11 protein-coding genes are annotated in these 12,190 nt (G+C 36.9%); 10 read left to right on the top strand and 1 reads right to left on the bottom strand.

The genetic code is table 11. The features are described from left to right. Positions 1-91 precede the first annotated feature (91 nt). Complete coding sequence (locus tag C406_RS0108630) at positions 92-724, bottom strand: YigZ family protein (RefSeq protein ID WP_017380208.1); 633 nt, start codon at positions 722-724, stop codon at positions 92-94. Positions 725-906: 182 nt separating this feature from the next. On the opposite strand from C406_RS0108630, the gene C406_RS0108625 reads away from it, so the two are divergent. The 10 genes from C406_RS0108625 to cccB all read left to right on the top strand — a co-directional run bounded on the left by C406_RS0108625 (position 907) and on the right by cccB (position 11,861). Beyond that, the gene (locus C406_RS0108625) at positions 907-2,052 is read left to right on the top strand and encodes a sensor histidine kinase (RefSeq protein ID WP_017380207.1); all 1,146 of its coding nucleotides are present in this window, start codon (positions 907-909) and stop codon (positions 2,050-2,052) included. Positions 2,053-2,090: 38 nt separating this feature from the next. Next, a complete protein-coding gene (locus C406_RS0108620) occupies positions 2,091-2,765 on the top strand; it encodes a response regulator (protein ID WP_017380206.1) in 675 nt (224 codons plus the stop codon). 341 nt (positions 2,766-3,106) lie between these two features. Further along, on the top strand, positions 3,107-3,685 hold the full coding sequence (locus C406_RS0108615) for a DUF4440 domain-containing protein (protein WP_017380205.1): 579 nt from the start codon (positions 3,107-3,109) through the stop codon (positions 3,683-3,685). Positions 3,686-3,774: 89 nt separating this feature from the next. After that, positions 3,775-5,121: a DEAD/DEAH box helicase gene (locus C406_RS0108610; protein ID WP_017380204.1), complete on the top strand. Its 1,347-nt coding sequence runs from the start codon at positions 3,775-3,777 to the stop codon at positions 5,119-5,121. A gap of 110 nt (positions 5,122-5,231) precedes the next feature. Further along, a complete protein-coding gene (locus C406_RS0108605) occupies positions 5,232-5,738 on the top strand; it encodes a ComF family protein (protein ID WP_237740531.1) in 507 nt (168 codons plus the stop codon). A gap of 118 nt (positions 5,739-5,856) precedes the next feature. Beyond that, on the top strand, positions 5,857-6,417 hold the full coding sequence (hpf, locus tag C406_RS0108600) for a ribosome hibernation-promoting factor, HPF/YfiA family (protein WP_017380202.1): 561 nt from the start codon (positions 5,857-5,859) through the stop codon (positions 6,415-6,417). Between the two features lie 242 nt (positions 6,418-6,659). Next, entirely contained in the window at positions 6,660-9,167 is a 2,508-nt protein-coding gene (gene secA, locus C406_RS0108595) for a preprotein translocase subunit SecA (RefSeq protein ID WP_017380201.1), read from the top strand. A 22-nt stretch (positions 9,168-9,189) separates the two neighbouring features. Then, positions 9,190-10,291, top strand: a protein-coding gene (prfB, locus tag C406_RS0108590; RefSeq protein ID WP_155966714.1) for a peptide chain release factor 2 whose coding sequence is annotated in 2 segments (ribosomal slippage) — positions 9,190-9,261 and positions 9,263-10,291 — 1,101 coding nt in all. Because the reading frame shifts where the segments join, the coding sequence is not laid out codon by codon here. Between the two features lie 322 nt (positions 10,292-10,613). After that, positions 10,614-11,477 (top strand): YitT family protein, encoded by an 864-nt coding sequence (locus C406_RS0108585; protein ID WP_017380199.1) that lies wholly within the window; start codon positions 10,614-10,616, stop codon positions 11,475-11,477. A gap of 51 nt (positions 11,478-11,528) precedes the next feature. Continuing rightward, positions 11,529-11,861, top strand: a complete 333-nt coding sequence (cccB, locus tag C406_RS0108580) for a cytochrome c551 (protein WP_017380198.1) — start codon at positions 11,529-11,531, stop codon at positions 11,859-11,861. The last annotated feature ends 329 nt before the right edge of the window (positions 11,862-12,190 follow it).

Raw genomic sequence — 12,190 nt, 5'->3', positions numbered from 1 at the left:
CAATAAGCCAATTGTAGTTAGTTAGGTGTCATTGACTACATTCCTCTTCATTATACAATGATTTATCAAAACCGTAAAAGGATTTGTTATTTTATATGTCGAAATCGAGAAAATCTTGTGAGTGCTGTTTGATATTAGCTTGGCCGTTCGTCATTTCTGTTATCCACTCGAAAAAATACTCTTCCATTAATACGGGGACATATAGAAATAGTTCCACAGATTCTGCATAATCTATTCGATTTAATGGATACGTGGAGTTACGTATTTCATTCTCAACTTTACCGAGCCACGAATAATCGACAGATACCTTCATTAAAAGGTGAAGACGCCGTTCCACAATAATGGATGCTTGTAAACCTTCAGTAGTTGCTTTGCCATAAGCACGGATTAAGCCGCCACTACCTAATTTAATTCCACCAAAATATCTTGTTACTACGACAACTGTATCTTTCAATCCTTGTTTTTTTAATACTTCAAGAATAGGAACGCCAGCAGTTCCACTAGGTTCCCCGTCATCATTAGCTTTTTGAATAGAATCATGCTCTCCAATTAAATAAGCTGAGCAATTATGATTGGCAGATTTATGTTGTGATTTAATTTCTTGAATAAATGCTTGAGCTTGTTGTTCCGAATCAGCACGGTTCACATAGGTTAGGAAGCGGGATTTTTGAATAATCAATTCTGATTCGCCTAACCCTTTTACAGTAAAATAATCTTTTCTCAATTGATTCACTCCTAATGACATCTAGTTGTCATGTAATTTTAATAATTTCTTATGTATATAGTGATATAATTAATCAAGTCATTGCAGGAATATTGACATATATGGCGTATACTATAGTAGAGAAGAAAATGATTGCATCGTGATTCTTCCAACAGTTACTTGAACACAAAGGAGAATACCTGATGTCTGGGAAAAAGGTAGATATCAATTCACTAAATCATATTTTTAGTCAAATGGTTCAAACGTTGGACCGTTCCAAAAATGATATCTTTATTATAAGCGAACAAAATCGCCAAAGCTTATTACAGATGCAAAAAGAATTGGAGATTGTTCATTCAAAATTAGCCGCTGTTTTAATAGAAGGTGATTTGCTTGTAGAAGAGACACGTATTTCTCGTAAAAGTCTTGGAGATGTGTCCAAGCATTTTAACACGTTCACAGAAGAACAAGTACGAGAGGCATATGAACAAGCAAATGATTTGCAAATTAAACTTTCCATTAATCGAACTGAAGATCGCCAATTACACGAACGTCGAGATGATTTAGAACGTCGTTTAAATGAATTAAACGACTCCATTTTGCATGCGGATCAACTTGTTGGGCAAGCAAATGTAGTAACCAACTACTTAACATCTGATTTAAAAAATGTGGGACCAGCATTAGAGACAGCCAAATTAAAACAAGATTTTAGTTTGAAGATTATTGAAGCACAAGAAGAAGAACGTAAGCGGTTATCTCGAGAAATACATGACGGCCCTGCTCAAATGATGGCCAATGTGCTAGTGCGTTCAGACCTAATTGAACGAACATACCGAGAAAACGGAATAGATGAAGCTCTAGTTGAAATCACGAGTTTAAAATTGATGGTTCGAAATGCATTGACAGAGGTGCGACGAATTATTTATGACTTGAGACCAATGGCTTTGGATGATTTAGGTCTAGTGCCAACTCTCAGAAAATACTTAATGAATATAGAAGAATATAATACGGGTTGCCAAATAAACTTCCGTTCACATGGAGAACATCTAAGACTCATATCCAATTTTGAAGTTGCTATTTTTCGTTTAGTACAAGAATCTGTAACAAATGCGACGAAACATGGTAAATGTAAAAACATTTGGGTAGATGTTGAATGGACTCCTAGGATGGTAACGGTTACTGTAAAAGACAATGGAACTGGATTTGACCAACGTCTCGCTCGAGAAAGCTCATTTGGATTAATAGGAATGCAAGAACGTATTGATTTATTAAAGGGTGAGATGATTATTAAATCCTCACTTGGCAATGGGACAATTATGAAGTTTAAAATTCCATTAAATGAGGAATAACATAGAATGTTTGTTTTATACATTAGGAGGAAATGACAATGACTAAAATTGTAATTATAGATGACCACCAATTATTCCGTGAAGGTGTTAAACGAATATTAGATTTTGAAGATTCATTTGAAGTGATTGCTGAAGGTGATGATGGAAGTGATGCACTAAGCTTATATGAACAATATGTACCAGAAGTAATGCTCATGGACATTAATATGCCGCGCAAAAATGGTGTGGAAGCAACTGCCGAGTTATTGGCTAAATATCCTGAAGCTAAAGTTATTATGCTGTCCATACACGATGACGAATCTTATGTAATGCACGCTCTAAAAACAGGTGCTCTTGGATACATGTTAAAAGAGATGGATGCAGATGCAATCATCCAAGCTATTAAAGTTGTCGCTGCTGGCGGTTCTTATTTACATCCAAAAGTAACTCGTAATCTAGTTGCAGAATTCCGACGCTTAAGCGAACGCGAAAACAAAGGGTCATTCCATCAATCAGAAATTCGTCGTCCATTCCATTTATTAACAAAACGTGAATGCGAAGTTCTTCAATTATTAACGGATGGTCAAAGTAACCGAACAATAGGTGAAACTTTGTTCATCTCTGAAAAAACGGTAAAAAACCACGTATCAAGTATTCTTCAAAAAATGAACGTAAATGATCGTACACAAGCCGTAGTAACAGCCATCAAAAATGGCTGGGTTGAAGTACGTTAATTCCTATTAGTGGCCTCTCGCAAGCTTGCCCTTGTGAGAGGCTTTTTTTATTTGAGTTTTTTAGGTTGGGTCCGATGCGTTGTGTTGTTCCAGGTTAACGAAGATTCTGTCCAAGTTGAAAGTATGGGCAACCAGTTAGACACAATGATGTTCCAGGTTGTGCAAAGTCATATAGACTCACTTAACTAGTTTGGAGAGTCAGCTCTATAGGCAACCGCAATACTATCGATTCACCACGAAACTTTCACAACTTCAGTGTCGTCTCCATTTTGAAAGAGGTTATAATAATTGTTAGGTCTCAAATTTTATGACACAATAACCTAGTAGGAGGCACGAACATAATGAAATTTAAATATATTATCATGCTTGTGATGATTTCAATACTTTTGTCAGCTTGTGCGAGTAAAGAAAATAGTGATGATACTGGTTCAGTATCTGATGGTGAATCCACGAGTGAAAATAGTGCGTTGGAACATGAAGTGAAGGATCAAGCAAAATCTGAAGTTGGTTTTGAAATGGTTGGTACTGATATTGAGGAAGCTCAAAATGTACCTGCAGAAGAGAAAAAGTCTTTAACCGAAGCATTTGAATTGTATATAACTGCTTTTAATGAAGAGGATCTTGAGAAATATATGTCTGTAATCGCAACTGAACCTGAAGGGTTTGATTACCAGGGAGAAGAAAAGTTCGTAAAAGAAACGTTTACTCAATATGAAGTGAACCGAACGGCTGAAGATGTGACGGTTATTAAATATAATGAAAACCAAGCACAAGTTTATGCTTCCCTCTCCATTTCACTTAAGCAAGAATCAACTGGAGGAAAACTTGACCGAACAGGTCGGCAAGTGACCGTTTTTATTAAAGAGGATGGAAACTGGCGTGTGACTAGCGTTTATTTCATCGGCGATGTAGCAAAATAACTATTCTTAAACCTCGCATAGACGCGGGGTTTTTTATTGGTTAAAATGAGTGGATAGGAATGAGTTCAATCCATATCGGAGGGATGCTCATGAAAGACGTACAAGCTTTTTTATCAGGTCGAATTTGGTTGAAGGAACATACCCCTTTTCCTTCATCTGTAATCGATTACTTTATAAACAAAGGTTTTATTACTCCCCACAAAGGCATTCAGTCGAATCAACTATCCCAAACTAAACAACATCATCAATGTCGACGTTGCGCAAGCAAGCAGTTGACAGCTTATCACTGTGCTAAATGTAACGGTACTTGTCTGTATTGTAGACATTGCATTCGTATGGGCAGAGTCAGCAGTTGCACCGAGTTAATTACTTGGACAGGACCAAAAATCGAATCAATTTTAGAGCACAGTTTTAGCTGGTCTGGGACTTTAACTCCTCAACAAGCACAAGCTTCAGAAGAGTTGTTAAATAGTATCCATAAAAATCAAAGCCATTTAATACACGCTGTGTGCGGAGCTGGAAAAACGGAACTATTATTCCCAGCAATATTTGATTTACTTAAGCAAGGTAAACGAGTATGTGTAGCAACACCGAGGACAGATGTAGTGCTCGAACTCGTTCCAAGGTTTCAACAAGTCTTTCCGCAAACAATCATCCATGCTTTATATGGTGGATCACCTGAACATACAAACTATGCTCAACTAATTTTAGCAACAACTCATCAATTATTACGTTTTGAAGAAGCCTTTGACGTCGTATTTGTAGATGAAGCGGACGCTTTTCCTTATACGGTGGATAAGTCCTTACAATGTGCCGTACAAAAAGCGAAAAAGACACACGCTGTTGTTCATACGATAACTGCAACTCCTTCTAATGAACTTTTAGAACAAGCTGACAACATCTCGCTAATATCACAGCGCTTTCATGGTTTTTCATTGCCGGTACCTCGTTTTGTGGGATTATGGAACTATAGAAAGCATATGCATAAAGGGAAACTTTCACGAAAGTTAGAGAGGTGGACACAACAATGTCTCAAAAATGATCAACCGTTTCTACTCTTTTTTCCAACAATTTCCTTAATGGAACGTGCACTACCTTTATTTCAGCAGATGCACCAAGATATCCTAGCTGTCCATGCAGAAGATCCAGATAGAAAAGAAAAGGTACTTCAACTTCGAGAAAAGAAAGTGTGTGGTTTACTTACAACCACCATACTCGAACGAGGAATTACTATTCCAAATGTCCAAGTAGCGGTTGTTGGGGCAGATGAAGCGATATTTACGAGTAGCGCGTTAATTCAAATAAGTGGACGTGTTGGTCGTTCTGTTAATCATCCTGATGGCGATATCGTTTTTTTTCATCATGGAATTTCTTTTTCGATGGATAAGGCTAAAGCAACGATAGAAGCACATAATGAGAAACGATCTAAATTATGATTTGCTTAATTTGTTCCTCTTCATTTTCGGAAATAGCATCATGGAGGAAACTTTTATTAATTAAAGAGCCTGATGTAATTTGTGAAAAATGCTTGTCTAAATTCGAAAAAATGAAGGATAGAGAGAGTGAAAATGAGTGGAAAGGGACAATATATGATGGAGCTCTTGATTCTGTCCAATCAATTTACATCTACAATGAATGGATGAAACAAGTATTTCAACAATATAAATTTCAGCTTGACGTGGACTTAGCAAAAATCTTTGTTTCTGATTTTCAATTGTTAAATAAAGTTCAGGAACTAATTGTACCTATTCCACTTCATCCGGAAATGTTGCTGATGCGAACTTTTTCGCAAGTAGATCAATTGCTTATTGCAGCAAATGTTCCGTTCACACATGTTTTAGCAAAGACGTTAAATCGTTCACAAGTAGGAAAATCGAAAAAAGATCGCATGTCTTCAGAATTATTTTTTTCAGTCACAACCGACGTTCAAAATAAGAACATATTATTAGTCGATGACTTATATACAACTGGCGCCACACTGCATCATGCCGCTTATGCTTTGAAGAAATCTGGTGCTCAAAGAGTAATCGCTGTGACACTTATACGTGCGTAATTATCTGAAGAAATGACTTCTTTCGACAAAATTCGAAAAAAATTTTAGTTTGTAGCAGGAGTTAAGAGGGGATATGTAGAATAAGGTTTACATAGCCTTAATAAAAGGAGGAGTTTACATGTTAAAATTTAATATTCGCGGTGAAAACGTAGAGGTAACTCCTGCGATTCGCGAGCACGTTGAAAGTAAAATTAATAAAGTAGAACGTTATTTTGCTGAAGAAGTTGAAGCGAACGCAAATGTCAATTTGAAAATTTATAATGATAGTCAAACAAAAGTTGAAGTTACGATTCCAATGAAGAATCTAACGCTTCGTGCTGAAGAAAGACATAACGATTTATATGCAGCAGTTGATTTAATCGTCGACAAATTAGAGCGTCAGATTCGTAAACATAAGACTAAGGTAAATCGCAAGTTCCGTGAACGTGAAGGAGTAGGTACATTCTTTGCTAATTTCCAGTCTCCTGAACAAGCGGCGCACAAAGATGAAAATGAAGAAGATTTCCAAATTGTTCGAACAAAACAATTTGAATTAAAACCAATGGATCAAGAAGAAGCGGTTTTGCAAATGGATATGCTAGGACATAACTTCTTCGTCTTTACTGATGCTGAGTCGGACGCTACAAATATTGTCTACAAACGTAAAGATGGTAAGTATGGTTTAATCGAAACAAATTAAATTTTATGAACATTAAGAAAGTCCATTTCCTTGGGCTTTCTTTTTTGTCTTATGTGAATAACCGCAGTACATGAATTTATTGTGACTGTTTTAAGTAAAAGTATTACAAAAATATTGCTGCAAAACCTAATAAAAATCGAAAAATAAATGTTTATAGAAGATGAAAGAGAGAAGTCCGTTATTTGCACCACTATAAGAGCAGTGGTAAAATAAAGTTTGAGACTAAATGGGAAGTGAATCTAATGCTTGGTGTATTAAATAAGGTATTTGACTTAAATAAGCGTGATTTGAAAAGATTAGAAAAAGTTGCTAATCAAGTTGAAACATTTGCAAAAGACATAGAAGCATTAACTGATGAACAGTTACGTGCTAAAACTGATGAGTTTAAAAGTCTTTTTGCTAAAGGGACTGAATTAGCCGATATTCAAGCGGAAGCATATGCAGTAGTTAGAGAAGCATCGAAACGTGTGCTAGGGATGTACCCTTTCCATGTTCAAGTAATGGGTGCTGCGGCGCTACATGAAGGAAATATATCAGAAATGAAAACCGGTGAAGGGAAGACATTAACGTCTACGATGCCGGTTTATTTGAATGCAATCACTGGAAAAGGTGTTCATGTTGTAACTGTAAACGAATATTTAGCAAGCCGTGATGCTGCTGAAATGGGTCTATTGTATAACTTCTTAGGTTTAACTGTTGGGTTAAATTTAAACAGTTTAAATAAAGATGAGAAACGAGAAGCATATGCAGCTGATATTACTTATTCGACAAATAATGAGCTAGGATTCGACTATTTACGTGACAATATGGTGTTGTACAAAGAAGAACATGTTCAACGTCCTCTATACTTTGCAGTAATTGACGAAGTTGACTCTATATTAATTGATGAAGCACGTACACCATTAATTATTTCAGGGCAAGCTGCAAAATCTGCTCAACTTTATAAGCAATCAAATGCACTTGTTCGCGCACTTCGAAAAGAAGAAGACTATTCGTATGATGAATCGACTAAAGGCGTTGTATTAACTGAAGCAGGTATTGAAAAAGTTGAAAAAACGTTTGGAATAGATAACTTGTTCGAGTTGACGCATGTTAGTTTAAATCATGCGATTAATCAATCATTAAAGGCACATGCTAGTATGCACAATGATGTGGATTATGTTGTTCAAGAAGATAGCGTTGTTATTGTTGACTCATTCACAGGTCGCTTAATGAAAGGTAGACGCTATTCTGATGGTCTTCATCAAGCTATAGAAGCGAAAGAAGGCCTAGAGATTCAAAACGAATCCATGACTATGGCTACGATTACGTTCCAAAACTTTTTCCGTATGTACGAAAAACTTTCTGGTATGACTGGTACTGCAAAAACGGAAGAAGAAGAATTCCGTAACATTTACAATATGAATGTTATTGTCATTCCAACTAATCGAGTAATCGTTCGTGACGATCGTGCAGACTTAATTTATTCATCAATGGAAGGTAAATATAAAGCAGTGGCAGATGATATTGAAGAGCGCAACAAAGCAGGTCAACCTGTCTTGGTAGGTACTGTTGCAATAGAAACTTCTGAAATAATTTCAAAATTGTTAACGAAACATGGGATCCGTCATAGCGTGTTGAACGCGAAAAATCATGAGCATGAAGCAGAAATTGTTGCCGAAGCAGGCCATAAAGGCTCCGTTACGATTGCAACAAATATGGCGGGTCGTGGTACGGATATTAAATTAGGCGAAGGCGTGATTGAAGTTGGCGGCTTAGCGGTAATTGGTACAGAACGTCATGAGTCTCGTCGTATTGATAATCAACTTCGTGGTCGTTCAGGTCGTCAAGGAGACCCAGGTATAACGCAGTTCTATTTATCAATGGAAGACGAATTAATGCGTCGTTTTGGCTCTGACAATATGCGTGCAATGATGACGCGTCTTGGAATGGATGATACAGCGCCGATCCAATCTAAAATGGTGACACGTGCTGTTGAAGGCGCACAAAAACGAGTGGAAGGTAATAACTTCGATGCACGGAAACGTTTGCTTCAATATGATGATGTTTTGCGTCAACAACGAGAGATCATTTATAAAGAACGTTTAGAAGTACTTGAAACAGACAATATGCGTGGTCTTGTTGAAACGATGATTGATGATGTAATTGAGCGAGCAGTTGCGGCGCACGTTTCTCCTGATAAGCAAGGCGATATGAATTTGAAAGGTCTTGAAGATTTCACTTTCGCAAACCTATTGCCTGAGGGAGTTGTGACTCAAGAGCATTTAACTGGTAAGTCAGAGAATGATGTAGTCGATTATTTAAAAACGGCTGTCTATGAGCATTACAATGCCAAGGAAGTAGAAATGACGCCTGAACGTATGCGTGAATTTGAGAAAGTTGTCTTACTACGTTCGATTGATTCAAAATGGATTGATCATATTGATGCGATGGATCAGTTGCGACAAGGAATTCATTTGCGAGCATATGGGCAGATTGATCCTCTTCGTGAGTATCAAAACGAAGGATTTACAATGTTCGAAGCCATGGTTGATTCTGTTCAAGAAGACGTTACTAAGTACGCCATGAAAGCTGAAATACGTAATAACTTGCAACGAGAAGAAGTGGCAAAAGGCCAGGCAGTAAACCCGAAAGAAGATGGTGGCACCGTTAAGAAATCGCCTATTCGTAGTGAAGCAACTGTCGGACGAAATGAAATGTGCCCATGCGGCAGTGGCAAGAAGTTTAAACATTGTCACGGTGCAGTGTGAAACAACGGAGGATATTATAATGATGGAATTATCAGATGTAAGAAATGAATTAGATAGAATAGCTGGAAAATTATCAGACTTTAGGGGGTCTCTTTGACTTAGAAAACAAAGAGGCTCGTATAGCAGAGTTAGATGAAAACATGTCAATGCCTGATTTCTGGAATGATCAAAATGCAGCTCAAGCCGTTATTAGTGACGGTAATGCGTTGAAAGAAATCGTTAATGAGTTTAATGATTTAGTAGAGGTTCATGAAAACTTAGAAATGACGCTTGAGTTATTACGTGAAGAAGCAGATGAAGAATTGCACGAAGAACTTGGCAGAGAAATGAAAGAATTCACAGCGAAGATGAATGACTTCGAATTGCAAATGTTACTGAGTGAAGAATATGACAAAAACAACGCGATTTTAGAATTACACCCAGGTGCAGGTGGTACTGAGTCTCAAGACTGGGGCTCGATGTTACTCCGCATGTATCAACGGTGGGCTGAGAAAAAAGGATTCAAAGTGGAAACTTTGGATTACTTAGCTGGGGACGAAGCGGGAATTAAATCTGTCACACTTGGTATAACAGGGCACAACGCTTACGGTTATTTAAAAGCGGAAAAAGGTGTTCATCGCCTCGTTCGGATTTCTCCTTTCGATTCGTCAGGAAGACGTCACACTTCTTTCGTTTCGTGTGAAGTCATGCCAGAATTTAATGATGAAATAGAAATAGATATTCGTACGGAAGATTTGAAAGTTGATACGTACCGCGCAAGTGGTGCAGGTGGTCAGCATATTAATACGACTGACTCTGCCATACGTATCACTCACTTGCCAACAGGCGCAGTCGTAACTTGTCAGCAGGAACGTTCTCAAATTAAAAACCGTGCAAAAGCAATGACTATGTTAAAAGCGAAATTATATGCATTGAAAATTGAAGAAAAAGAAGCACAAATGCTTGAAATTCGTGGAGAGCAAAAAGAAATTGGATGGGGCAGTCAAATACGTTCATATGTATTCCACCCGTATGCAATGGTGAAAGATCACCGAACTAGTGCAGAAAGTGGTAATGTTCAAGGCGTTATGGACGGTGACATCGATTTATTTGTCAATGCATATTTACGATCAAGAATGAACTAATAGAAAAAGTGAGCAACCGAGGAAGTTGGTGCTCGCTTTTTTTGTTCTCAGTAACCAGTTAAATAAATTGACAGTTGTGATAAAGGATTTGATTTTTACAATGAAAAACTGTCGTTTCGTGAAATCATTTTCAAAATATAGTCCAAGCTAAGGCCATAAATACTTGTTGAAAAATTATTGAAGTGGAATAAAAATGCATACGAATTTTCGAAGTACTAGAATAGTCTTATTGAACTTTACTTCACTGTGCTAAACTTCCCACTTCTGTAGCTGTCTGCTATACTTCTATTGGGAAATTTTCTATGAAGAGAGAAGGATTTATATGAATCTTAATAAACAAAAAGAACAACATCCGTGGGTAGCTACGGTTTTAGAATATGTGTACATTATTATTGGCGCAGCCATTATCGCTGTTGGTTTCAACGTGTTTCTATTACCGAATGAAGTTGCTTCTGGTGGGGTTAGTGGAATCAGTACTATATTATATGGATTGTTTGATTGGAAGCCAGGTTTTGTGCAATATGCGTTTAATATACCTTTGTTTATTGCAGGTGTTATCTTTCTTGGTAAACAGTTTGGCGCTCGTTCACTAGCAGGTACACTCACTTTACCTTTATTTGTATTATTAACAGCAAGTTGGGAACCTGCAACACTAAATCCATTACTCGGTGCATTATTTGGAGGTATCTCTGTTGGTGTTGGTTTAGGTATTGTTTTCAGAGGTCGTGCATCAACAGGAGGAACAGATTTAGCTGCACAAATTATTGCGAAATATACAGGTTTTACTCTTGGAAGAAGCGTCATGTTAATTGATGGTTTTATTGTACTTTCAGCAGCCGTTGTTTTTGATATTGAAAAAGGTTTATATGCTTTAATTGGTTTATTTGTTACAACAAAAACCATTGATATCATTCAACTTGGATTTAGCCAATCCAAAATGGTATATATCATCACGAATAGACAAGAAGAAATTAGGGATGCTATATATAATGATGTAAATCGAGGAGTGACAAGACTTTCAGCATTTGGAGGTTATACGGAACAAGAGCGTCCAATTTTACTTGTAGTCGTCTATCAAACAGAATTTACGAAATTAAAACAAGTTGTAAAAAAAGTTGATCCAGCTGCTTTTGTCATTGTAACAGATGCCTATGAAGTAGTCGGTGAGGGTTTCAAACGTGCCTAAATTTGGTATACTTAAAGTGTAATAAAATGACTATTTTAAGGAGGGAAAAGGATGAACAAGAAATTATTAACAGCTATTTTTGGGTCAGTATTAATGCTTGCTGCATGTGGTGGCGATGACGATACGGCAGCACCAACAGGTGAAGATGTAGAAGTAGTTGAATCTCAAGATGCTGAAAAAATTGCACAAGGCAAATGTATTAGTTGTCACGGTGGGAATTTAGAAGGGCAAGGAAACGCGCCAGCTATAAATGATGTTGGATCTCGTCTTTCACAAGAAGAAATCTTAAATGTGATTTTAAATGGACAAGGGGCAATGCCACCTAAGATAATTGAGGGTGCAGAAGCAGAAGTGGTTGCAGAATGGTTATCAACTAAAAAATAAAGAGGAAAGGCCATTGCTGAATTCAGCACTGGTTTTTTTTTTTTTTTGTAAAAATACGTCGAATGAATAGGGATAATTAGGCGAGGGATTGTTTAATTATGGTTAATAAAAATGTGTTTATTAGTTTGTTTTTAAGAAATTAGTCATATTCTAAGATTTCATAGACTTATACAAGAAATTTGTAATAGGAATGTAATGAAGTATTGTCGTAATTCTTGTTATAATAATATTGCCGGAAAAAATAGTAGGCAGCAATCAGTAAATATAGGTGGTTACAAACATATGATTTCAATGAAGAATGTCTACAAGAAATATCCGAACGGTATTGT

Origin of the sequence: Paenisporosarcina sp. TG-14, from assembly GCF_000297555.1 — a bacterium.
Lineage (GTDB): Bacteria > Bacillota > Bacilli > Bacillales_A > Planococcaceae > Paenisporosarcina > Paenisporosarcina antarctica.
The sequence above is the reverse complement of the archived record's forward strand: the minus strand, read 5'-3'. Positions and strand labels throughout refer to the sequence as shown.